Annotated in this window: 24 protein-coding genes; 11 read left to right on the forward strand and 13 right to left on the reverse strand. The window is 31.8% G+C overall.

The window, feature by feature from the left end; translation table 11 throughout:
• Positions 1-144: 144 nt before the first annotated feature.
• Positions 145-1023 (reverse strand): hypothetical protein, encoded by an 879-nt coding sequence (locus AAEO58_RS08955; protein WP_341683102.1) that lies wholly within the window; start codon positions 1021-1023, stop codon positions 145-147.
• 198 nt (positions 1024-1221) lie between these two features.
• The gene (locus AAEO58_RS08960; RefSeq protein ID WP_341683103.1) at positions 1222-2118 is read right to left on the reverse strand and encodes a DUF4349 domain-containing protein; all 897 of its coding nucleotides are present in this window, start codon (positions 2116-2118) and stop codon (positions 1222-1224) included.
• 184 nt (positions 2119-2302) lie between these two features.
• Here AAEO58_RS08960 and AAEO58_RS08965 point away from each other — a divergent pair, with 184 nt between their 5' ends.
• From AAEO58_RS08965 to AAEO58_RS08980, 4 genes are read left to right on the forward strand one after another with little or no spacing between them, the layout of a single operon-like run.
• Positions 2303-3586, forward strand: a complete 1284-nt coding sequence (locus AAEO58_RS08965) for an anthranilate synthase component I family protein (RefSeq protein WP_341683104.1) — start codon at positions 2303-2305, stop codon at positions 3584-3586.
• A 7-nt stretch (positions 3587-3593) separates the two neighbouring features.
• Positions 3594-4490 (forward strand): hypothetical protein, encoded by an 897-nt coding sequence (locus AAEO58_RS08970; RefSeq protein ID WP_341683105.1) that lies wholly within the window; start codon positions 3594-3596, stop codon positions 4488-4490.
• Positions 4491-4506: 16 nt separating this feature from the next.
• Positions 4507-5814 carry a tRNA lysidine(34) synthetase TilS gene (gene tilS / locus AAEO58_RS08975; protein WP_341683106.1) on the forward strand — a complete coding sequence of 436 codons (1308 nt, stop codon included), beginning with the start codon at positions 4507-4509 and terminating at the stop codon, positions 5812-5814.
• Positions 5811-7841 (forward strand): protein-disulfide reductase DsbD family protein, encoded by a 2031-nt coding sequence (locus tag AAEO58_RS08980; protein WP_341683107.1) that lies wholly within the window; start codon positions 5811-5813, stop codon positions 7839-7841. The genes tilS and AAEO58_RS08980 overlap by 4 nt, the downstream gene beginning before the upstream one ends.
• A 79-nt stretch (positions 7842-7920) precedes the next feature.
• Here AAEO58_RS08980 and AAEO58_RS08985 read toward each other — a convergent pair whose 3' ends face one another.
• The gene (locus AAEO58_RS08985) at positions 7921-8355 is read right to left on the reverse strand and encodes a GNAT family N-acetyltransferase (protein ID WP_341683108.1); all 435 of its coding nucleotides are present in this window, start codon (positions 8353-8355) and stop codon (positions 7921-7923) included.
• Between the two features lie 137 nt (positions 8356-8492).
• On the opposite strand from AAEO58_RS08985, the gene AAEO58_RS08990 reads away from it, so the two are divergent.
• Positions 8493-10028, forward strand: a complete 1536-nt coding sequence (locus AAEO58_RS08990; protein WP_341683109.1) for a YifB family Mg chelatase-like AAA ATPase — start codon at positions 8493-8495, stop codon at positions 10026-10028.
• Between the two features lie 54 nt (positions 10029-10082).
• Here the strand turns inward: AAEO58_RS08990 and AAEO58_RS08995 are convergent, their stop codons facing one another.
• The 7 genes from AAEO58_RS08995 to panB all read right to left on the reverse strand — a co-directional run bounded on the left by AAEO58_RS08995 (position 10083) and on the right by panB (position 15039).
• A complete protein-coding gene (locus AAEO58_RS08995; RefSeq protein WP_341683110.1) occupies positions 10083-10499 on the reverse strand; it encodes a DUF2452 domain-containing protein in 417 nt (138 codons plus the stop codon).
• A 2-nt stretch (positions 10500-10501) separates the two neighbouring features.
• Positions 10502-10792, reverse strand: a complete 291-nt coding sequence (locus tag AAEO58_RS09000; protein WP_341683111.1) for a TIGR03643 family protein — start codon at positions 10790-10792, stop codon at positions 10502-10504.
• A 72-nt stretch (positions 10793-10864) separates the two neighbouring features.
• Complete coding sequence (locus tag AAEO58_RS09005) at positions 10865-11272, reverse strand: SET domain-containing protein-lysine N-methyltransferase (RefSeq protein WP_341683112.1); 408 nt, start codon at positions 11270-11272, stop codon at positions 10865-10867.
• A 5-nt stretch (positions 11273-11277) separates the two neighbouring features.
• Positions 11278-12135 (reverse strand): KPN_02809 family neutral zinc metallopeptidase, encoded by an 858-nt coding sequence (ypfJ, locus tag AAEO58_RS09010; protein ID WP_341683113.1) that lies wholly within the window; start codon positions 12133-12135, stop codon positions 11278-11280.
• Positions 12136-12156: 21 nt separating this feature from the next.
• Positions 12157-13509: a hypothetical protein gene (locus AAEO58_RS09015; protein WP_341683114.1), complete on the reverse strand. Its 1353-nt coding sequence runs from the start codon at positions 13507-13509 to the stop codon at positions 12157-12159.
• Between the two features lie 13 nt (positions 13510-13522).
• Positions 13523-14218 carry an RluA family pseudouridine synthase gene (locus AAEO58_RS09020; RefSeq protein WP_341683115.1) on the reverse strand — a complete coding sequence of 232 codons (696 nt, stop codon included), beginning with the start codon at positions 14216-14218 and terminating at the stop codon, positions 13523-13525.
• 2 nt (positions 14219-14220) lie between these two features.
• Positions 14221-15039 (reverse strand): 3-methyl-2-oxobutanoate hydroxymethyltransferase, encoded by an 819-nt coding sequence (gene panB / locus AAEO58_RS09025; protein WP_133606475.1) that lies wholly within the window; start codon positions 15037-15039, stop codon positions 14221-14223.
• 133 nt (positions 15040-15172) lie between these two features.
• On the opposite strand from panB, the gene nhaD reads away from it, so the two are divergent.
• Genes nhaD through AAEO58_RS09040 form a run of 3 tightly spaced genes read left to right on the forward strand, consistent with a single transcriptional unit; the run spans position 15173 to position 17949 of the window.
• Positions 15173-16459, forward strand: a complete 1287-nt coding sequence (gene nhaD, locus AAEO58_RS09030) for a sodium:proton antiporter NhaD (protein WP_341683116.1) — start codon at positions 15173-15175, stop codon at positions 16457-16459.
• Positions 16460-16462: 3 nt separating this feature from the next.
• Positions 16463-16897, forward strand: coding sequence for a Cif family virulence factor (locus AAEO58_RS09035; protein WP_341683117.1), 435 nt, complete (start codon positions 16463-16465; stop codon positions 16895-16897).
• 8 nt (positions 16898-16905) lie between these two features.
• Complete coding sequence (locus AAEO58_RS09040) at positions 16906-17949, forward strand: outer membrane beta-barrel protein (protein ID WP_341683118.1); 1044 nt, start codon at positions 16906-16908, stop codon at positions 17947-17949.
• On the opposite strand, the gene AAEO58_RS09045 is transcribed toward AAEO58_RS09040, so the two are convergent.
• From AAEO58_RS09045 to AAEO58_RS09055, 3 genes are read right to left on the reverse strand one after another with little or no spacing between them, the layout of a single operon-like run.
• On the reverse strand, positions 17921-18304 hold the full coding sequence (locus AAEO58_RS09045) for a ribosomal maturation YjgA family protein (protein WP_341683119.1): 384 nt from the start codon (positions 18302-18304) through the stop codon (positions 17921-17923). The two genes, AAEO58_RS09040 and AAEO58_RS09045, sit on opposite strands and share 29 nt — an antisense overlap.
• A gap of 5 nt (positions 18305-18309) precedes the next feature.
• A complete protein-coding gene (locus AAEO58_RS09050; protein ID WP_341683120.1) occupies positions 18310-19515 on the reverse strand; it encodes an SH3 domain-containing protein in 1206 nt (401 codons plus the stop codon).
• Positions 19516-19518: 3 nt separating this feature from the next.
• The gene (locus AAEO58_RS09055; protein ID WP_341683121.1) at positions 19519-20934 is read right to left on the reverse strand and encodes an L-serine ammonia-lyase; all 1416 of its coding nucleotides are present in this window, start codon (positions 20932-20934) and stop codon (positions 19519-19521) included.
• A 151-nt stretch (positions 20935-21085) separates the two neighbouring features.
• Here AAEO58_RS09055 and AAEO58_RS09060 point away from each other — a divergent pair, with 151 nt between their 5' ends.
• The 3 genes from AAEO58_RS09060 (at position 21086) to AAEO58_RS09070 (ending at position 24756) form a co-directional block, all read left to right on the forward strand.
• Positions 21086-21994, forward strand: a complete 909-nt coding sequence (locus AAEO58_RS09060) for an EamA family transporter (protein ID WP_341683122.1) — start codon at positions 21086-21088, stop codon at positions 21992-21994.
• 135 nt (positions 21995-22129) lie between these two features.
• Complete coding sequence (gene dnaK, locus AAEO58_RS09065; protein ID WP_341683123.1) at positions 22130-24016, forward strand: molecular chaperone DnaK; 1887 nt, start codon at positions 22130-22132, stop codon at positions 24014-24016.
• Positions 24017-24135: 119 nt separating this feature from the next.
• Positions 24136-24756, forward strand: a complete 621-nt coding sequence (locus tag AAEO58_RS09070; RefSeq protein WP_341683124.1) for a hypothetical protein — start codon at positions 24136-24138, stop codon at positions 24754-24756.
• Positions 24757-24759 lie beyond the last annotated feature (3 nt).

Consider the following 24759-nt stretch of genomic DNA (forward strand, 5'->3'; position numbering starts at 1 on the left):
ATTTTTAACGTTCCGGCGCTTGGCGAGGTTGCGAACTTCGGAACCGATTATTTTCTGTTAAAGATAAAAATTCTTGCGAAATGTAAAAGTGAATTTACTACAAAATTCGCAATCTTGCCAAACGCCTGTTAGTGGCAGTTTTTGTTATTGAAATAGGTTGTAAATTGTATAAAAAAAGCAAAATATAGAAAAGAAGAAAAAGAAAATAATTACAATACTCAAAACAATATTATATGGTTTATTATTTTCTTTGAAATTATATTTAATTATTTGTCCTGCCCATAATAAAGGATTTTTTTCTCCTATAACTTTACCTAATTCAGTATGTTCAAATATATCAGGAACTTTTGATTTAGGAATATGTTCATTATGTGAATTTTCAATAGTCTCATTATAATTAATTCCGAAGTTCAAAATTTGATAAAGAAAATATAGTGAGAGAATTACAATAAAGACTGAAATAAAATTAACTATATAATTAATCCATAATTTATTGAAGGATATAATTGGAATTATTTCCAAAAGTGTTGCATATAAAATAGATAGAATATAAAAAAAAGTGAAAAACAACAATATAGTTAGTAACCTTGATGCAAAGAATGTACCCCTTTCAATAGTATTTCTTCTAAATAGCGATATTGGCGTATATATAGCTAAAATTATAAAAAGCCAAGAAGAACTTAAGTAATGTAACAATGGAAATTTTCGAAAGTCTAAAAAACCATTGACTTGTTCTTTAGGTATCAGGTACAAATCATTTTCATTGTATTTTATTTCAGTAATTATTTCTTGCTTTTTTTTATTTAGATAAACTACTACATTTCTATCTAAAGTTTTATCATTCAAAAGATTTTCTATGCTCTTAATGTTTTCGATTTTCTTCTCAAACTTATATTGATCTGTAAAATTAAATGTATAATTAATCAATAAGAAAATGATAATTAGAGTGAATAGTCCCCAATAGCTTTTACTGCCATCTTTTCTCTTGAAAAAGTCTAAAAAGTACTTAAGTATTTCTTCCACGAAATTTTTGTTTTAAAATTGCCACTAACTTGTATATATGTCTAAAAAAATCATACTTAGCTACCCAATTTTGGGTGTATAGGTATGACAAATGTCGGTTTTATCTTTTTTCAAAAATAATAAAAAAATCGAATACAATATTAGTCGCAATACAATGATTATAAACAAAAAACCACCGGTTTCCCGATGGCTTATTTCTTATTTTTTCAAAAACTTCTTATATCCCAAGAATCCTAAAAATCCTATTAAGACAAAAGGCCAAAGAACTACAATAAACGAAATAATGTTTTCTAACATAAACCAACCCGTTTTTATGCTATCCCAGATTTGTAAACCAATATTAGGGCGGTAAGCGTTGGTGTTTTTTTCATTAGCCACCATTTCTTGTTTAATGCTTTCGTCTTGATAGATGTTTAACGTTAAAGTACTAAAATTAACTTGGTCTTGTAACGATAAATTCTGCAATTTTGAAGCGTCATTTTGTTCTTTTTTAGCATCTAAAGTTTCTTCTGCTTTTACAATTTGATTTAGTTTCTTTCCTTTAGAATCAATTGCATTTTCCAAACGTTTTTCAGAAGAATTACTTCTTTTTTGGGCTAATTCATTGGATAACATTTGTAAGGAAACATCATCTGCTTTAATGATTCGATAATCTAAAAAATGAATTTGTTTCGCTATGGTTTTAATCACGGTATCCATTTTAGTGTTGGGAACACGAATCGTGATGTTATTATCTACTTTATATTTTGTAGTTACTAACGTGCTATCCTGACTCACTTTGGTTCGGTCTTCGCTGTGAATGTTGCTTTGAAGATTGGTATAGGTTACAAATCCACCAAATTTCGTAGTCGCATCTTCAATAGCATAAGTCGATTTGGCGACATTCTTGACTTTAAATTTTACATCGGCGGTTCGGACAAATTTTCGATTGCTGTTTTTGTCAACAACAGCTGCGGAAGAAGAAATAATGCTTGTGCTATCAGTTATTGCACTTTCTGAATAATCTGCTGATTCTTCAGAAGCTCTAGATTGTTTACAAGATAAGACTAAGCCAAGTGCTAGCAAAGTCAATACGATTTTGGTGTTTTTGTTCATAAAAATTCATTTTTAAAATTATTGATTAATTGTTTTTAATACGAGTAGTTATAGAATCAATAGAAATGAATTTTTAATGGGTTAGTTGTAGAGGCAAGAATAAAAATCGTGCCAAATTTTAACATTTGAACCATTTTCCAACAACTATTTTTTTGTTGTACTTTTACGAAGTAAATTTTCCAATTTGAGAACAGTAATTACAAAAGATATTTCGCATTTTTCCGACTTTAAAAACCAACTTTTGCATTGGGCTAACCAACACAGAGAAGTTGTTTTTTTAGATTCGAATCAGTATCATCAAAAGTATTCGAGTTACGATGCGGTTTTGGCGGTAGATGCTTTTACTTCTATTAAAACCGATTATGAAAATGCGTTTCAAGATTTGTATCAGTACCAAAGCCAAACGAAAGATTGGTTGTTTGGTTATTTATCCTACGATTTAAAAAACGATACCGAAGCTTTACATTCCAATAATTTCGATGGATTAGCATTTCCTGATTTGTTTTTCTTCCAACCTAAAAAGTTGTTTTTAATCAAGGAAAATCAAGTTGAAATTCAATATTTACGAATGTGTGATGATGAAATTGAATTAGATTTCGAAGAAATAATTCAGTGTTCAGTGTTCAGTATTCAGTCATCTGATGTTGAAATTCAACAACGTATCTCAAAAGAAAATTACCTTTCCAAAGTTTCAAAAATGCTCGAACACATTCATCGTGGCGACATTTACGAAGCCAATTTTTGTATGGAATTTTTTGCTGAAAATACTCAAATTGAACCTTTGGAAATTTATCAAAAACTAAATGCAATTTCCGAACCACCATTTGCGGTGTATTTCAAAAATAATTTTCAATATTTACTTTCGGCTTCACCTGAACGTTATTTGCGAAAAGAAGGTTTAAAAGTCATTTCCCAACCCATAAAAGGAACAGCAAGAAGAAGTTTCGATTTAGAACAAGACGAACAATTAAAATCCGATTTGTTTCAAAACGAAAAAGAACGTTCGGAAAACATCATGATTGTAGATTTAGTCCGAAACGATTTATCGCATACCGCTACAAAAGGAAGCGTTCAAGTGGAAGAATTGTGTCAGATTTATACGTTTAAGCAAGTCCACCAAATGATTTCTACGATCGTTTCCGAAGTAGAGAATACGACTTCACCAATTGAAATTCTGAGAACCACTTTTCCAATGGGAAGCATGACTGGCGCACCAAAGATTTCGGCTATGCAAATCATTGAAGCATTAGAAGAAACCAAACGCGGATTATACAGTGGAGCAGTGGGTTATTTTACACCAAATGGCGATTTCGATTTTAATGTGGTGATTCGAAGTATTTTGTATAATTCGGAAAAACAATATGTATCATTTTCTGTTGGAAGTGCTATTACTTCTCAAGCTATTCCAGAGATGGAGTATGAAGAATGTTTGTTAAAAGCAAAAGCAATGTTTGAGGTTTTAAGATAAAATAGTTATGAAAAAAATATTCTTTGTTTTAATTGTTGTTACTATTCTATTTTCATGTAAATCTTCTATTTCAGAAGTAAATTATATAATTGATAAAGAATTCGAGATTTATAAAGTTGCCAATTCAAAAGTTACTTTGGTATTGTTTCCTTGTTTTCCTTGTGATATTGAAAACACAAAAAATGAATTTCCAATCATCGAAGAAGCGAATAAGAAAGGTGTTTCTGTTATTTTAATGAATTATAATTTTAAACTTTATTTGAAAGATAGCGAATTACAAAATTTGTCCAAACACTTTAATTCAATTTTTAAAAACAATAAATTAAGTACTGATAATGTTTATATTGGTGGATTTTCAGGTGGCGGAAATGTTACTTTGTTGCTAAGTAATTATTTGATTAAAGAAAAAAATTCAATTCAACCAAAAGGAGTTTTTATTGTTGATTCTCCTGTTGACTTATTAGGTTTGTATAAAGTTGCTGAAAAAAATATTATTTCAAATTTTTCTAGTGAATCTGTTGAGGAAGCAAATTGGATAATAGATACATTTAATTCTGAGTTTGGTAATCCAAAAGATTCCATTTCATTATATAAAAAACTATCGCCTTACACTCTAGAAACCAATACTATTTCTAATTTAGAAAATCTTAAAAATTTAAAAATCAGACTATACACGGAACCTGATTTTGATTGGTGGTTAAAAAATCGGAAAAACCAAAAAGATGAGATTAATTCTTATTTTATTGAACAACTTTATAATGATTTAAAAATTAAAGGTTTCCAAAAAATCGAATTAATTAACACTAAAAACAAAGGCTATAGAGCTGATGGCACAAGACATCCACATTCTTGGGCTATTGTAGATAAAGAGAATTTACTAAATTGGGTATTAGAGAAAAATTAATTCCTTATTTTTGGTCATGCTTACAAAATTCCAACATCATATCGAACAAAATTTTCCCAAACTGAAAGACAAGAAATTGCTCTTAGCAGTTAGTGGAGGCGTTGATAGTATGGTTTTGTTGAATTTGTTTTATAAGTTGAGGTTTGATATTTGCGTAGTACATTGCAATTTCCAACTTCGTGGAAAAGAGAGCGTTGCAGATGAAATGTTGGTTAGGGAAACTTGCCAAGACAGCTATATTCCTTATTTTATTGAGTCGTTTGATACACTCGAATTTGCTAAAGAAAACAAACTTTCCATTCAATTAGCCGCTCGAAAGTTGCGTTACGATTGGTTTCAAGAAATTATTTCACTTGGATTTGATTATGTTTTAACTGCGCATCATTTGGATGACAATGTAGAAACGTTTTTAATCAATTTTACTAGAGGAACTGGCTTAGAAGGTTTAACGGGAATTCCAGCTCAAAATGGAAACATTATTCGTCCGTTGTTGCCTTTTTCAAGAGAAGAAATTGAAAATTATGCATTAGAAAATAAAATCCAATGGAGAGAAGATTCGAGTAATGCTTCGGATAAATATTTTAGAAATAAATTACGTCACAATATTGTTCCCACTTTGAAAGAATTGAATACGGGATTTTTAGATTCGTTTCAAAAGACCTTACATCATTTGCAACAAGCAGAATCTTTGGTTAACGATGCTTCAAAATTGGTTTTTGAAAAAGTAGTTGAAGAGAAGGAAAATCAATTAGAAATTCATCTAAAACCGTTGCTTGAATTCCAAAATTACAAAGCGTATTTGTACCAATTGTTGAAAGCATTCGGATTTTCAGCTTGGAATGATATTTATGATTTGGTCGAAGCACAATCAGGAAAACAAGTTTTTTCAGAAACGCATATATTATTGAAAGACCGAGAGAAATTAATCCTTTCCGAAAGAAATGAAATAAATAAATCGGAAGTTTTCATCATTGAATCGATAGAAAGTAAAGTTAATATTCCCTTAAAACTTAGGTTTTGTAAAGCAGTTAACATTTTTGAAACAGTTTCCAATTGTATATTTGTAGATGAAAGTAAGATCAAATTTCCATTAACGATTCGAAAATGGCAAGAAGGAGATTATTTTTATCCATCAGGAATGAATGGAAAAAAGAAATTGAGTAAGTATTTCAAAGACGAAAAATATTCGCTTTTAGATAAAGAAAATCAATGGTTATTATGTTCGGAAGACCAAATTATTTGGGTAATCGGGAAAAGAGCAGATAATCGTTTTATAAATAAAGAAACAACACAAAACAGTATAAAAATCGTATTAGAAGAATGAGAAAATATTTAGCCTTAATCGCCTTAATTTTTGGATTTTTTGGAAATGCACAAATTTTAAATCCGGTACAATGGAAAACCAAAGTGGTTCAAAAATCGGCTACCGAATTTGAATTGGTTATGGATGCTACTATCGAAAACGAGTGGCACATGTATTCGCAATTTACTCCAGAAAACGGACCACTTCCAACGGTTTTTGATTATAAAAACACAAAAGGAAATTATTCATTAGTTGGGAAAACCAAAGAAAGTCCATACAAAAAAGTGTATAATGATATTTTTGAAGTAGACGAATATTACTTTGCTAAAACGGCTCAGTTTAAACAGATAATCAAAGTTACAAATACAAAACTAAAAGAGGTTAAAGTATACGTAGAATACCAAGTTTGTAAAGAACAATGTATCCAACAAGATGCTACATTTACTTTTAAAATGCCTGAGATAAAAGTAGAAGATACAGCAGCAACAAATGTAATTTCGACTGATACAACAACAATAACTACCGATACAGCAACTGTTGAAACAGCAGATGCAGAAAAACCAATTAAAGAAGTTACATCAACTTTGGCTCCGAATGAAGAAAAAAAGAATGGATGGTTATTATTTCTTGCAACTCTATTAGCTGGAATATTAGTTACATTCACTCCTTGTGTTTTTCCAATGATTCCAATGACAGTAAGTTTTTTCTTAAAGCAAAGTGCTCACGGAGATAAAAAGAAAGGACGATTTAATGCGTTAATGTATGGTTTCTTTATTGTATTGATTTATGTATTGATTTCATTACCATTTCATGTTTTTGAAGGAATTAGCGAGGATATTTTTTACGAGGTATCAACAAATCCCTATTTGAATTTATTCTTTTTTGCAGTTTTTACCATTTTTGCGATATCATTTTTAGGTGCATTTGAGATTACTATTCCATCTAGTTTAGCTAATAAAGTTGATAATGCCTCAAATAAAGGAGGTTTGATAGGAATCTTCTTCATGGCATTAACTTTAATAATTGTTTCTTTTTCATGTACGGGACCTGCTCTTGGTTTAGTAATTGGGGGTGCTTTATCTACTGATGGTGGTGCTACATTATTAACAATTGCCATGTTAGGATTTGGAGTTGGTTTAGCTTTTCCATTTATGATTTTTGCTTTATTCCCAAGTATGATGGGTAATTTACCAAAATCGGGCGGTTGGTTAAATACCGTTAAAGTTGTATTTGGTTTTATAGAATTGGCTCTAGCTTTCAAATTTTTCTCAATGGCTGATTTAGTTATGGATTGGCATATTTTAGAGAGAGAAACTTTTATTGCTATTTGGGTGGCATTATTTTTAGGTTTAGCATTATATCTTTTTGGAAAAATTACATTGCCCCATGATAGTCCTCTTTCACATATTTCTGTTGGAAGATTATTATTAGGTTTATTGTCTTTAACCTTTGCAGTTTATTTAATTCCAGGTTTATGGGGAGCTCCATTAAATGTAATTAGTGGTTTTCCACCACCAATGTCATATAGTGAAAGTCCAAACGGAGTAGGAGCAAAAAATAGTATCGAATCAAATAGTAGTTCAGGAGAAGAATTACCAGAGCATGCTCAATATGGGCCTCATAAAATCGTTGCTTTTCATGATTACGATGAAGGTTTAGCATATGCAAAAAAAGTAAATAAACCAGTTTTAATTGATTTTACAGGCGTAACTTGTGTAAATTGTAGAAGAATGGAAGAATTAGTTTGGGCAAAACCAGAAATTTTAAATATTCTTAAAAACGATGTTGTACTTATTTCTTTGTACGTTGACGATAGAAAAGAGTTACCTAAAGATGAAGTTTATACAACTAAATCAGGAAAAGAAATTACTACATATGGTAAAAAATGGAGTGATTTAGCAATTACAAAATATAAAGCTAACATTCAACCATATTACATCTTAATGGCACATGATGAATCTAATTTAAACCAACCTGTAGGCTATACACCTAATGTTGAAGAATATAAAAAATGGTTAGAAGATGGTGTAACTGCTTTTAAAAAATAATTTATGAAATAAAACTCCTAATCTTATGATTGGGAGTTTTTTATTCACAGTAACTAAAAGTTGTTTATCACAATACGAATTATTTTATCAATCGCATTTCTAAGTATTTATTCGTAAAACCAAGTTTTTCATACAAAGCTTTTGCTGGATTATTTGGTTCAACATGCAACGCAATATTTCCTTCTACAGATGAAATCGCTTTTTCCATTAGCTTCTTTCCATATCCTTTTCCTCTTTGCGAATTATCAATTGCGATATAAACCAAAATATTCTCAGGAATGTAATCTTTCATCCCTGTATTATTTAAAATTACAATTCCAACAATTTTATCTTCATCAGTACCAATGATAATTTGCCCTCCTTTATCAGGATTTAAAACATAATCTATACATTTTTGAATGTCTTCTTCGGTATCTCCAAATTCTTCAAGATGCTTATGTAAAAAGTAGGTAATTGTTTTATTTGGAAACTTTTCCGAAGTCCCTGTAGAAGCATTGATATAAGTGAAATTCATAAATAAAACTTTAATAGTAAATACAAAGTACAAAAGTATTGAATTGCCAACAGATTGTCTAATTCAATAAAAAAGTTGTTTTTTTCAATACTTTTTCTATATTTGCATCTATATAAGCCATTTAAAAAGTATAAGCCATGTTAGTAAAAGTATTCGGAAGCGCCGTTTTTGGCGTAGAAGCGACTACCATTACGGTAGAAGTAAACATCGATAAAGGAATAGGATATCACTTAGTGGGTTTGCCTGATTCCGCCATAAAAGAGAGTAGTTATCGTATAGCTGCCGCACTAAAAAACAACGGGTACCAACTTCCCGGAAAAAAAATCACCATCAACATGGCTCCGGCCGATTTACGTAAAGAAGGTTCTGCCTATGACCTTACTTTGGCTATTGGTATTTTAGCCGCTTCTTCCCAAATTAAATCAGAAGATATTCATAATTATGTCATTATGGGTGAATTATCGCTCGATGGTGGCTTGCAACCTATAAAAGGTGCTTTATCAATTGCAATTAAAGCCAAAGAAGAGGGTTTTAAAGGTTTGATTTTGCCTTTTCAAAATGTAAAAGAAGCTGCAATTGTTGATGGACTTGATGTTTATGGTGTTGAAAATGTATTGCAAGTCATTAATTTCTTTGAAGGAAAATCAGATTTGATTCCCACTACAATAGATACTAAAGAAGAATTCAATAAAACATTAGATTTTCCAGAACACGATTTTAGTGATGTCAAAGGTCAAGAAGGAATTAAACGATGCATGGAAATTGCCGCTGCTGGCGGGCATAATATCATCTTAATTGGTCCTCCAGGTTCAGGAAAGACAATGTTAGCCAAACGTTTGCCTAGTATTTTACCACCAATGACGATGCGTGAAGCTTTAGAAACCACCAAAATCCATTCAGTAGCTGGAAAGACTAAAGATGTTGGTTTGATGGCACAACGTCCTTTTAGAAGTCCGCATCATACTGCGAGTTCAGTTTCTTTAGTCGGTGGAGGAAGTTATCCACAACCAGGCGAAATTTCATTGGCACATAACGGTGTTTTATTTTTAGACGAATTACCCGAATTTAAACGAGAAGTTTTAGAAGTAATGCGTCAGCCATTAGAAGATAGGGAAGTTACAATTTCTAGAGCGAAATTTACAATTACTTATCCTTCATCTTTTATGTTAGTGGCGAGTATGAATCCGAGTCCGAGTGGCTATTTTAATGATCCCAATGCGCCTGTAAGTTCGTCTCCAATGGAAATGCAACGGTATTTAAGTAAGATTTCTGGACCTTTATTGGATAGAATTGATATTCATATTGAAGTAACACCTGTTCCATTTGAAAAATTAACTGAAACTCGAAAAGCTGAAAGTAGCGTATCTATTAGAGAACGAGTAACCAAAGCTAGAGAAATACAATCACGGCGATTTGAAAATTATGAATATATTCATTACAATGCGCAAATGAGTAGTAAACTAATTCGTGAATTTTGTGCTTTAGATGAGGTTTCGTTGCAATTACTAAAAACCGCCATGGAACGATTAAATTTGTCCGCTAGAGCGTATGATAGAATTCTAAAAGTTTCAAGAACTATTGCCGATTTAGAGGATTCTGAGTCTATTCAATCGCATCATATTGCGGAAGCGATTCAGTATCGCAGTTTGGATAGGGAAGGGTGGTTAGGCTAGTTTGAGGTTTTAATTATTGAATTCTTCTAGACGTAATTAGAAGAATTCAATAATTTAAAAAGTATCTTGTTTGGAATCTATATGAATCCATTTTTTGTTGCTATTCAGTTTAAAGGAACCAATGTGTTCTTTATTCCAGAAATCTGGGTGAATTAAAGAAAGAAAATTGGAACCGTCTTTTGCTAAGTACAAATGATACGTTTCGCCTATTATAGGTTCAAATGAATATTTAGCATTGTATAAAATTTCATTCCATTCATATTCTTGCATTAATTTTTCATATTCGGCTTTGAGTTCATTAAACTTACTTTCGAATTCTCTATTAACATTACGAATACCAATATTTTTCCAATCAACAACGTTATCCATTTTAATTGCTGGCGCACCAACACTTGTAGGATAAGCGAGTACATTTGCATTGTATCCATTTTCTTTAGAAAAAACTACATTATCAGGAATTTTGCTTTTCATTTTTATCTTTTAGAAATTTTATTGTTAGTTATGGCTCTTTGAAGTTTGCACTTGAATCTATCAATGCCTTCAACTCGTTTAGCTAAATGTTTCGTTTTGCAATTTTCAACTCTTTTTCTCCATAGTTTATAGCTACTGAATTTGAGTTCTTTTTTCATTAACGCTTTTACATCAGCCTCATTTAAAGAAAACTGAAATTTTATTGCATCAAATGGCGTTCTGTCTTCCCAAGCCATTTCAATAATTCTATCAATTTCAATATCAGTGAAGTCTTTTTTGTACGAAACATTCATTTTGTTTAAAATTTAATTAAAAAAGTTAAACAAAATTACAAAAAAAATAGTTTAAAAGGGAATAGATTTGAATTATTTATGTTTTTTCCAATATTTAACACCATAGCTACAAAAAATCTCTTGTTGGGATTTGATTTTCTTTGTAGCTACGATGCAAACATTATCATCATCGTCTAATGTGATTTTGGAATTATTTTTAAATTCTAATTTGGAGAAAGCTTCGGCATCATTTGCATATTTAGCAAAACAATCTACATGCATAGAATCCAATATGGAACCGTCTAACATGTTAATGAAATAGCGGTCATTACCTTCAGAAACTCTTTTTTGAGCTTCATTATCGGTTAAAATTTCTCCTTTAAAAAGTGAGATAATTTCATTAGGATAAATGTCAATTGCTGTATATAAACCTTTTCCAGCATTTGTTATTTGAGAATCTTGAATGTACAAATAATCAGATTCGGGTGCTTCAATTTTCAAAATAGTTATAGTTCTTCAGCAAAAGTATCGCCTAATCGGATATCACCAGATTTAAAACCTTTCATAAACCATTTCATGCGTTGTTCTGATGAGCCATGTGTAAAAGAATCAGGAACAACATGCCCTTGCATTTTGCTTTGAATGGCATCGTCACCAACAGCATGTGCAGCACTTAACGCTTCTTCAATGTCACCCTCTTCTAAATATTTTTGGTTGTAATGTGCCCATAATCCGCCATAAAAATCGGCCTGTAATTCTAAACAAACGGATAATTTATTAGCTTCGGCTTCACTTTTAGATTGTTGTAATTGTCTCACTTTTCCTGAAGTTCCAAGTATTGTTTGAACGTGGTGACCCACTTCGTGTGCCACGACATAAGCTATAGCAAAATCGCCACCTTTAGCTCCAAAACGGGTACGCAGTTCTTCAAAAAAGGCTAAATCCATGTACACTTTTTTATCACCAGGGCAATAAAATGGTCCAGAAGCCGAACTTGCGCCACCACAGGCTGTTTCCACTGAACCTGTAAACAAGACCATTTTTGGTTGTTCGTATGTTCCTAAATTGTTATCTTCAAATATTTTGGTCCAAATATCCTCTGTGTCAGCAAAAACGGTTGAAACGAATTCACCCATTTCCTTTTCTTCAGGAGTAAGTTCTCTTTGTTCAGTTGGAGTCGAGGTTTGCCCTTGATTTATTTGCTCCAACATAGGGGTAAGCATTTTTGCATTTTCTCCACCAAAAACATTTAAAAGAAGAATAACTATCCCAATTAATCCTCCACCTACAATTGCCTTTCCACCGCCCGACATCCCTCTTCTGTCTTCTACGTTGTCACTTTGACGTCTACCTTTCCATTTCATATGAAATATTTTTAAAAATTATTAAAATCCGAAACGAACTCCTAAATATAAATCGGCTTGTTTTCCGCTATCGGCTAAAGCTGTAAATACACTGTTTGATCCAATGAAAAATCCGGCTAATCTAAATCCGATACCGCTAGTAAATCCTGAAATTTCATTTGCTGCAAGTGGTGCATAAGCTTCAAACCATTTTGTTGTAAATCTAGGAATTAAAGTATAGGAATTTTGAGTGGTGATAACGTCGCTTTCACTGTCGTCACTTACTTTTTGATTGATGCTACCTGTTACAAACCATTTTTTTGTTAATCGAACATCGGCATAAGCGTTAATTACTGTTGGTAATTTAACTGTGTAATCTGCTGTGCTTGATGTTGATTGAAAATAAGCCGCGTTTGCTGGGTCATTTAAGATTGCTTCAATTTCAGATAAACTTCCAGCATTTTCAAATTGATTTAAATCTAAATTTTCAAAATTATCCACATTTAAAATGTAGTTTTTACTTAAATTATTATCCGATTTAAAAGTCATTGAACCAATATTTTTAATTGATAGACCTGTATTTAATCGGTAGCTGTTTGCATCGTTTTCATCTTTCCAACGATAGTTTACAGCAATATCAGCGGCAAAACCATTGATTCCTTGAGAGAAAAACTCGTTGTAGTTTCCTTGGTCGTTGTAATCATTTGCCAAAACTCCAGCATAAGCAATGTTTATGTTTGCAGAAGCATTTACTAATGAAATATCTCCAAAATTGTTTACGATTGTACCATTTAGATTGTCTGCTGAAAAGTTGGCATAAGCTCCTGGAAATAATAAACGTAAATTCGTTCCAACATTCAATTTATGTTTAGGTAAATCGATTAAGTTTCTAGCAATTGTAAAACCAAGCTCTCCCCAAGTAGTTGCATTTAATCTTTGATTATCGTTTGAAGAAATAGAGGTTTGAGAAAAAATATTACTTAATTCGCCATTCTGAATTGCATCTCCTAAATTTGAATCGACATTGATAGCATTTGCTTTTATGTTAGCAATTGAAGTAATTCCGAAACCCCATTTTTGGTATTTAAAGGCAAAAGAAGGGCCAAGAATTTGAGCATCTAATCTTAAATTAACAGCTTCATCACCTTCAAAAATTTTATCTTCTAAGTTGTCTCCGCTAACTAAATCGCTAAAGGTTAGTTTGTTATTTGCCATTCCCAAAGAGAAATTGAAAAGATTAGCTTCAAATTTAGTGTTCATATTAACTAATTCTGCGGGATTGTTATTAGCATTCAACAAACCACCTCTTTTAGAAGTTGAAATTCCACTAAAATGTTCTTGAGAATAGGAGGAAAAAGCTGTAATTAGCGTAAGAGAAAGAATTAAATTTTTCATAGATTTTAATAAGTTAGAGTGAATTCCAAAGACTATCTTTTGGTGTTGTTGCATTAAAAGTAATAATTTCTTTTGAAACAGGATGCGTTAGTATTAATTTTCTTGCATGTAAATGAATACCACCATCTGGATTACTTCTGTCAAAACCATATTTCAAATCGCCTTTGATTGGGCAACCTATTGCTTGTAATTGTGCTCTAATTTGATGATGTCTTCCGGTATGTAAATCAATCTCTAAAACAAAATAATTATCTAATTTTTTAATAACTTGATAACTTAAACTTGCTTTTTTGCTTTCAGGAACTTCTTTTAAATGTGCTTTTGAAGTATTGTTTTTAGTATTTCTTTTTAAAAAGTGTACTAAAGTGTCTTTTTCTTTCGGAGGACAATTTTTTACTACTGCCCAATACGTTTTTTGAGTTTCTCTATTTTTAAAAGTTTCGTTTAAACGTGTTAGTGCTTTTGACGTTTTTGCAAAAACAACAATTCCAGTCGTAGGTCTGTCTAAGCGATGCACAACACCTAAAAAGACATCTCCAGGTTTATTGTATTTTTCTTTGATGTATTCTTTTACCACATCCGAAAGTGGTTTGTCGCCTGTTTTATCTCCTTGAACAATATCACCTACACGCTTATTGATGACAATAATATGATTGTCTTCGTGAAGGATTTGAAGATTATCTTTTGTAGAAATTTCTTTAGTAGACACAATTAATATTGTTCGTTTGCATTTGGGAAATCCTGAGATTTTACATCGGTAACATATTGCCCAATGGCTTTTGTCATTTGATCGTATAAATCTAAATAACGACGTAAGAATCTTGGACTAAATTCGTTATTCATGCCTAACATATCATGGATTACCAATACTTGTCCGTCAACGCCACCACCAGCACCAATTCCAATTACTGGAATCGAAATACTTTTAGCCACTTTTTCTGCCAAGGCAGCAGGAATTTTTTCTAAAACTAAGGCAAAGCAACCTAATTTTTCAAGCATTTTTGCATCTTCCAATAATTTTTCGGCTTCAGCGTCTTCTTTTGCTCTAACAGTATATGTTCCGAATTTATAAATAGATTGTGGTGTTAAACCTAGATGTCCCATTACAGGAATTCCAGCATTTAATATTTTTTTTATAGAATCTTTAATTTCGCTTCCACCTTCTAATTTTACTGCATGCCCGCCACTTTCTTTCATTATTCTGATGGAAGAACGTAACGCTTCTTTAGAATCAGATTGGTAACTCCCGAAAGGTAAATCAACTACTACTAATGCTCTTTCACAAGCTCTAACCACACTTGATGCATGATAAATCATTTGGTCAAGCGTTATAGGAAGTGTAGTTTCATGTCCAGCCATAACATTACTTGCAGAATCGCCAACTAAAATTACATCAACACCAGCAGAATCTACAATTTTAGCCATAGTAAAATCGTATGCAGTTAACATGGAGATTTTTTCTCCATTTTCTTTCATTTCAATTAGTGTTTTTGTTGTGATTCTTTTATAATCTTTCTTCGCTACTGACATGTTTTTATAGTATTTGAAAGACAAAGGTAATAAATGTTACTTTCTTTTTACGGCACTTGAAAAATATTTCTCAAATATTAAATTTATGTTAAATTAATGTTTTAATTTAGGGGCGTTTAAAAACTATGCTAAAATGATATCTATATTACTTGCTGTTGCAATTCTGGGTTACTTATCAGTTGTTCTAGAATCTCCTATTAGAATAAACAAAACAATTACTGCTTTACTTACTGGAACCATTTGTTGGGTGGTTATCGCAATATTTAGTCAAGATGATCAACATTTAGTCACTGAAAAGTTAATGGAATACTTTGGTGAGATTTCGGGTTTATTGATATTTTTAATGGGCGCAATGACCATTGTTGAGTTAATTGATATTCATAAAGGTTTTACTGTAATTACTAGTAGAATTAGAACTACTTCTGTTTTAAAATTACTTTGGATAGTTGCTTTCATAACCTTCTTTTTATCTGCATTGTTAGATAATTTAGCTACTGCTATTATAATGGTAACACTTTTGAGAAAGTTAATGCCAAAAGGAGAAATCAGAATGATATTAACCGGAATTGTTGTTATTGCAGCCAATGCAGGTGGTGCCTTTAGTCCGATTGGAGATGTAACTACGACATTATTATGGATTGGCGGACAAGTAAGTGCGGGTGGTATTATCAAGATATTATTTTTACCATCAGTTGCAGTGCTTTTAGTTCCAGTTATTATAGCTAGTTTTAGAATGAGAGGGTTTGCTGTTCTTCGAGCTCAGGTTTCGATGGCTCAGGTGCGTCAAGAAGAAAAAATGAGAGGCAGTATGAGTGTTTTCATTGCTGGTGTGGTAGGTTTAGTAATGGTTCCTGTAATTAAAACTTTAACAGGATTACCTCCATTTATTGGAGTTTTAATATCATTATCAATGGTGTCATTGGTTTCAATTATGTACCATAGAAAGAAAACTCAAGAAGAAAAAGATAAATTTTCAGTGGCGTATGCGTTAACCAAAGTAGATATTAGTTCTATTTTGTATTTTATGGGAATTTTATTAATGGTTTTTGCTTTACAAGAAGTGGGGATTTTGAGAGAAATGTCAAATTTTCTAATCACAAATTTACCCAATACAGATGCCATGATTATTGCAATTGGAGTTTTATCATCAATTGTAGACAATGGAAGTTTAGTAGCTGCTACACAAGGAATGTTCTCATTAGCGGATTATCCTATGGATCATTCTTTATGGGAATTTATTGCTCTATGTGCTGGAACTGGAGGAAGTATGTTAGTTATTGGTTCAGCTGCTGGTATTGCTGTAATGGAGAAAGAAAAAATTACCTTTATGTGGTATTTTAAAAAAATAACTCCATTAGCTGTAGCAGGTTATATTGCGGGTATTATTGTTTATGAGTTACAATACTTATTAACACATTAAATAATGAAAAAACTATTTATTATAGTAACTGTTTTAATATCAAACTTATTTTTTGCTCAAGACAAAACGCCTAAAGCAATTGTAGAGGATTTTTTTATTGCATTTCATGCAAAAGATACTGTTGCTTTAAGAGAATTGTGTCATCCAGAAATTGTATTGCGAACAGTTGCCAATACTAAAGAAGGAAACAAATTGAAAGATGATAAATTTGATGATTTTTTAAATTCAATAGCTACTATTCCTGCCAATCTTAAAATCTTTGAAAAGCTAATTGACTACAAAGTAGAAATCGATGGTAACTTAGCACATGTTTGGACACCGTATGAATTTTATGTAAACGATAAGCTAAGTCACATTGGTGCAAATGCTTTTACCTTGTATAACGACAACGGAAAATGGCAAATTATCCATTTGATTGATACTCGAAGAAAGAAATAAATGTATCAATGAGATTTATTTTAATTCTAATATTACTTCCTTTTTCAATCTTCTCACAAGAAAAAGATTCCTTAAAAATTAAAGTTTCGGGTTTTTTAGAAACGTATTATGCGTATGATTTTAGCAGTCCAACTACGGATAGCAAACTTCCATTTATGTACAATTATAACCGTCATAACGAGTTTAATGTGAATAATGGATTAATTCGGGCGCAATTACAATACGTAAATACTTATGCGGCAATTGCAATTCATGCAGGAACATATGTTGATGATAATTACGCTTCGGAAGATATAAAATTAGTAAGCGAAGCTTATGTGGGAATGTACTTGAATGATAACAAAAAATCATCAATTGAAGTTGGAATCATGCCAAGTTACATCGGATTTGAATCGGCAACAACGGCTACTAATTTGACTTTAACACGTTCTATATTAGCAGAGAATTCGCCTTATTTTATGACAGGAATCAAATACAATTATAAACCAAATGACAAATGGAGTTTTTCTGGATTAATAACCAATGGTTGGCAACGCATCAATAGACCTGATAAAACGGTAACGCCAGCTTTAGGAACTCAAATTGTTTACAAGCCTACTGAAAAATCCACTTTGAATTGGAGTACTTTTGTTGGAAAAGAATTTTATGGTACCGAATTAGGAATGCGTTATTTCAGTAATTTGTATTGGGATAACACCTGGAATTCAAAATGGCGTACCATTTTAGGATTTGATTTTGGCATTCAAGATAGTTCTTCTTTGAATGACGAACATTTGTTTTGGATGAGTCCTGTTTTGATTACTCAATATTCAATTAATTCCAAATGGCAAACTGCGGTTAGATTTGAATATTATCAAGATGAAGATAACGCGATTATTGCCACTTCAGATGCGTTTAAAACATCTGGAGCGTCCATAAATTTTGATTATTTACCAAATTCTAAAGTAAAATTAAGAACCGAAGCGCGATATTTCGATTCGAAAGAAGCTATTTTCTTTGATAATAAATCGAATAACTTTTTTGTTACAACGAGTTTGAGTTTTGAGTTTTAATGAATTTCCAATCGATTAGAAATGCTATTAAAGTTCCAATTATATAGCAAAGTAAATCTGACCAAAGGAAACCTTCGCCCAAAATGTAATGTCCTAAAGTAGTTTTACGAATGGCAATTAACCAATCAATTTGAACCAATTGTAAAATTTCGATACTAAAACAAAAAAGCAAGCTTAGTAAGAATGTTTTGTGTGTTTTTAAATGAATAAAAAGGAATCGCATCCCAAAATAAATCAAAACTGCATACAAAACATCTCCTATAAATAAAGGAATGTAAGTGATTTTTCGAGACAAAACCCCTAAAATCAATGTTATAAAAAGTGCTGAAAAATAATGTAATCTATTGTTTTTCAATATGTTTAACAATAATAATTTATTTCGATTGAATACAAAACACCATCTTTAAAATAAATAGAATAAAAACCTGAATCAAAGGAGATATTATAAAAATGAGGATTTTTAAAGCTATATTCTAAATATTGACCATACTTCAAAATAAAATCTTTTTCAGAAATTTGTTGGCTAAATATTGATTTTGAATCAAAATAGAATTTAGTATTATGCTTAAAAAAGGTTTCTACTAATTCTGCTTTATTGTTTTCTTGATCTACACTAATGATAAAATCAGAATAATGGTATAAAACATTAGACAAATATACACCACATTCATCTTCAACATTCTCAATTTTTGATGGTTTCCCAAATTTTTTCAGCAAATCTGTGTACGAAATCGCTGTATTGTCAAACTTAAAACCATTGATTTCAAAATAGGATGATTGTATTTTTTCTTGTAGTAATTTAAAGTTTAAATCTGTATGTAATCCTATATTTTTAGCAATTAAGATATTAAACTCTGTATCCTTGATTAATTTTTCATCATTTAATTGTTTGGCTACCTCTAAGTATCGTTCTAAAGCCGGTAATTCATTGATATCACCACTGTTCCATGTTAATTCCACTAAACGTTCTCCGATGGTTTTTCTATTCGCAACATCAGTTTTTGGTAGTTTATCAAATTGTGTCAATAAATCTTCATAAACAGGTCGTTTTCCTAAATATTTTGCTAAAACAAATTTTGCTGCATTTGGTTCAAATCCATATCCAATATTAACCCATTCTTCTTTATTTACAGGAAAATAACTAACCGAAACCGCATCACCATTAGTAAGAATTTCTTTAACAGAAGACATCTTATCAGGTTTACTTCTAGCTTTTAAACCAGCTACGGTAACAAATAAGTGATTGCCGCCATAATAAGCATCACCACCTTTAATTATTGGGTTAGAAGGATCTTGGATAATTTTATCGTTTCCATTCATTGTAGTTCGAATCAACTCTTTTTTCACAAAACCAAAGGTAAAATTATCGGATTGCACTTTGAGCCAACCATTTTTCAAATCTTCAATAATTTTTACTTCAGCGCCATATCTAAAATAGCCATAAAATTTACTTTCTGTAGAAGGTTTTTCAAATAATTTGGTATCATTAATAATCCAATATCTGTCTTGAGCAATTGAAAATACATTCGTAAATAGAAATAAATAGATAAAAATATACTTTCTCATAAATTAACAATCCGACATGTTTACTGCTACAGCTAAGCCTCCTTCTGAAGTTTCCTTGTATTTGGAATTCATGTCTTTTGCGGTTTGCCACATGGTATTGATTACTTTGTCTAAAGGGACTTTTGCATTTAAAGCATCAGTTTCTAAAGCTAATTCGGCTGCATTAATGGCTTTAATGGCACCCATTGTATTTCTTTCAATACACGGAATTTGTACCAAACCACCAATTGGGTCGCAAGTCAATCCTAAGTGATGTTCCATCGCAATTTCGGCTGCCATGGTAACTTGGGCTGGAGTTCCGCCCATTAATTCGCACAAAGCTGCTGCTGCCATAGCACTCGAAACACCAATTTCTGCCTGACAACCACCCATAGCGGCTGAAATGGTGGCTCCTTTTTTGAAGATAGAGCCAATTTCACCTGCTACCATTAAAAATTGTTTGATTTCTTTTTCGCCCGCTTCATGATTTTCGATTACCAAATAATACATCAAAACCGCTGGAATAACTCCCGCACTTCCATTAGTTGGAGCAGTAACCACACGACCTAACGAAGCATTTACTTCATTTACAGCCAGAGCAAAACAACTTACCCATTTTAAAATCTGACGGAATTTAACTTCGGTTTGTCTGATGATTTGTAACCACGAATACGGATCTTCATAAGGTAAAACACCAATCAAGTTTTTGTGCATGTCATACGCTCTTCGTCGCACATTAAGTCCACCTGGAAGAATTCCCTCCGAATGACAACCAATATACATGCATTCTAACATCGTATCCCATATGCGAAGTAATTCGTTGTGAATTTCTTCTTCGCTACGCATGGTTTTCTCGTTTTCGTATACGATTTCCGATATTTTTTTATTTTCGGCAGCACAGAATGCTAAAAGTTCATCCGCTTTTTCAACCGGAAATGGAAAAGTATGTAAAATTTCTTCCTTATGATGGTCTTCTTTTTCTTTAACTACAAATCCGCCACCAATAGAATAATAGGTTTCCGAATAAGTTTCAGTATCAGTTTTGGCTGTGAAAGTTAATCCGTTGGCATGAAAAGGTAAAAAGTTTCTGTTGAAAACAATATCAGTTTCAAAACAAAACGGAATTAAGATTTCATTTCCTAAGAAAATTTCTTTCTTGTTTTTAATGGCCGAAATAATCACATCTATACTTTCCACCGGAATATATTCAGGATCAGCACCGCTTAAACCGAGCATTACTGCTAAATCTGTAGCGTGTCCTTTTCCAGTTAGTGATAAGGAACCATATAAATCTACTTTGACACCAATTACGGTATCAATAAGATTACGTTCGCGCAATTCTTTTAAAAATTGTTCGGCAGCACGCCATGGTCCAAGGGTGTGAGAACTCGAAGGTCCAACACCAATCTTTAACATATCAAAAACGGATATACATTCCATAAATTCATTTCTTTACTACAGCAAATATAGTCTTTAAAATTGAAATTAAACAACACGTAAAAGAGTTCAATTGTTATAAATCTTTTGAATTAATAACATAAAATTGGGATTTGATTTCCTTCTTTTTTAGTTCTTTTGCAAAAAAAAAGTCATGCCAATAAATAAATATTTTTTATCTGCTTTATCTGCCTTTATTATTTGGGGATTTTTTAGTTTGGCTTTGAAACCTTTAACGAATTATGCTTCATTAGATATTTTATTCTTCCGAGTTTTCATTGCTACAGCGTTTTTATTGGGAATTAATCTATTATTCAGAAAACCAGTTGTTTTAGAAGCAAAGAAAACCTTTAAAGAACTTTCCAAGAAAAAACAAAAATCAGCAGTAATCATGACGGTTGTTGGCGGACTTTTACTTGTATTAAATTGGTTTTTATTTATATATGCCGTGAATCACGTTAGCTTGCAATCGGCTTCATTTGCTTATATTATTTGTCCAATATTAACCACTGTCTTAGCTTTTATATTATTGAAAGAAAGAATTGATGTTTGGCAATGGATTGCAGTTGGTTTGTGCGTAATTAGTTGTGTGATATTATCTTATGGGAATTTTAAAGATTTGATTTATAGCGTCATAATCGCATTAAGTTTTGGATTTTATTTGGTTTCCCAAAGAAAGAATAGTGACTTTGATAAATTCTTGATATTAACCATTCAAATGGTGATTGCTTCAGTCATATTAGTACCTTTTTATCCAAGTTTTGGTGGTGCTGTTCCAACAGAATTTCAATTTTATTTCTTACTGTTTATTATAGTAATTGTCTTCACTATTATTCCTTTATTTCTGAATTTATATGCTTTAAAAGGATTGAATTCGTCTACTGTTGGGATTTTGATGTATACTAATCCGTTGATTCATTTCTTTTTAGCAATTTTTTATTTTAAAGAATCGGTTTCTGTTGCTCAAATTGTTTCTTATTCTTTGATTTTGATATCTATCTTGGTTTTCAACATGGCTAATTTTAGAAATTTAAGTCAGAATAGAATAAAAAAAGCAGCATAAAACGACATTTTGTCAGTTTAAAAAACCTGACAAAAGCTGTTTTCTGTCAATTTTCCTTATTTTTAGTAATGGCACAATCATTGAATTAGAGTCATCGAGTTTAAAATTGAAATTTAAAATCTAACAAGTATAAAAATGAGCAAAATTATTGGAATCGACTTAGGAACAACCAACTCATGTGTGGCTGTAATGGAAGGTGGAGAACCTGTTGTAATTGCAAACGCAGAAGGTAAAAGAACAACACCATCTGTTATTGCATTTGTAGAAGGTGGAGAAATTAAAGTTGGAGATCCGGCAAAAAGACAAGCAGTAACTAACCCAACAAAAACGATTGCATCTATCAAACGTTTTATGGGGAACAAGTACACTGAAAGTGCTAAAGAAGCTTCAACAGTAGCTTACAAGGTAGTAAAAGGGGACAACGATACACCACGTGTTGATATCGATGGTCGTTTATACACACCACAAGAATTGTCTGCAATGACACTTCAAAAAATGAAAAAAACAGCTGAAGATTATTTAGGTCATTCAGTTACTGAAGCAGTTATTACTGTTCCAGCTTACTTTAACGATGCGCAACGTCAGGCTACGAAAGAAGCAGGTGAAATCGCTGGTTTAAAAGTAATGCGTATTATCAATGAGCCTACAGCAGCAGCTTTAGCTTATGGATTAGACAAACAAGGTAAAGACCAAAAAATTGCAGTTTACGATTTAGGTGGAGGTACATTTGATATTTCTGTATTAGAATTAGGAGACGGAGTTTTTGAAGTTTTATCTACAAACGGAGATACACACTTAGGTGGAGATGATTTTGACCAAGTAATTATCGATTGGTTAGCTAACGAATTCAACGCAAATGAAGGTGTTGATTTACGTAAAGACCCAATGGCATTACAACGTTTAAAAGAAGCAGCTGAGAAAGCTAAAATTGAATTATCAGCTTCTGCTCAAACAGAAATCAACTTACCATACGTAACAGCTACGGCTTCTGGACCAAAACACTTAGTTCAAACATTAACAAGAGCAAAATTCGAGCAATTAGCTGAAACTTTAGTAAAACGTTCTATGGAACCAGTTGCTAAAGCGTTAAAAGATGCTGGTTTATCAGTTTCTGATATTGACGAAGTTATCTTAGTAGGAGGTTCAACTCGTATTCCTGTTATCCAAGAACAAGTAGAGAAATTCTTCGGAAAAAAACCATCAAAAGGAGTAAATCCTGATGAAGTAGTAGCAATTGGAGCTGCAATTCAAGGTGGAGTTTTAACTGGTGAAGTAAAAGACGTATTATTATTAGACGTTACTCCACTTTCATTAGGTATTGAAACTATGGGAAGTGTAATGACTAAATTAATTGAGTCTAATACTACTATTCCAACAAGAAAATCTCAAGTTTTCTCAACAGCAGCAGATAATCAACCATCGGTAGAAATCCATGTTATTCAAGGAGAAAGACCAATGGCAAATGATAATAAAACAATTGGTCGTTTCCATTTAGATGGTATTCCACCAGCACCAAGAGGTGTTCCTCAAATTGAAGTAACATTTGATATTGATGCTAATGGTATCATCAAAGTTTCTGCTACTGATAAAGGAACAGGTAAATCGCATGATATTCGTATCGAAGCTTCTTCAGGTTTAACAGCAGAAGAAATCGAAAAAATGAAAAAAGATGCTGAATTGAATGCTGAAGCTGATAAATTGGCTAAAGAAAGAGCAGACAAGTTAAACGAAGCTGATTCGATGATTTTCCAAACAGAAAGTCAATTGAAAGAAATTGGTGATAAATTAACTGCTGAACACAAAACAGCTATCGAATACGCTTTAACTGAATTGAAAATGGGTCATGAATCTCAAGATTTAGACGCTATTCAAAAAGGTTTAGATAACGTAAATGCAGCTTGGAAAACAGCTACAGAAGAAATGTACAAATCACAAGAGCAAGGAGGAGCTTCTCAAGCTGAGCCACAAGCAAGCGCTTCAGGAGACCAAACTCAAGATGTAGATTTCGAAGAAGTAAAATAATTTACAAATCGTAAATACATTTAAAACCGAATCAGAAATGATTCGGTTTTTTTGTTTCATAAAATTCAATCGTATCTATTTTTTTGTATATTAGGAACTTAATTTAACAACCTACTATTATGAAAAAACTATTTTTACTTCTTGTTTTATTGGTATCAACTGTTGGTTTTGCTCAAAAAGGCAAAGGAAAACCAGCTACAAAAAATGTTATTTTAACTAAAGTTGATAACATATCTGCTGAAATCATTTCTGAAAAGTCAGGAAAGCGAGTAGTTCTTTTTGTGAAAAATGGAGATAAAATAGATACATTAGAAGTTAAAAAAATAGATAAAACCGATTTTAAACCTACGGGTTTTGTTGTTAAGAGCTTTACAACTCAAGGTAAAAAGTTTTATCATGTAAATTGGAAAGAACAAGTTAAAACGGATACAAAACTTAAAAAGGAAACGTCTGATATTACAGAAGACCAACTTTGGGATACTGAAAACAAAACACTTTTATTGGGCAATCTTCATAAAAAATCACATATTAAAGAAACTATTTTTCTTGATGCAAATAAGACAGCTTCACACGATGTTGAAAAAAATAGAAGTGAAGGTTTCGAATTTACTTTAAACGCTGATGGAAGTTTTGTTTTGAAAACTAAAACTCAAAATAGTATTTATGTTTACAATACGGCATCTAGTAAATATGAAATTAAAGGTGCTCCAAAAACTTCTGGAGGGAAAAAGAAAAAGTAATTA

It is taken from the genome of Flavobacterium helocola (assembly GCF_038289885.1).
Lineage (GTDB): Bacteria > Bacteroidota > Bacteroidia > Flavobacteriales > Flavobacteriaceae > Flavobacterium > Flavobacterium cheniae.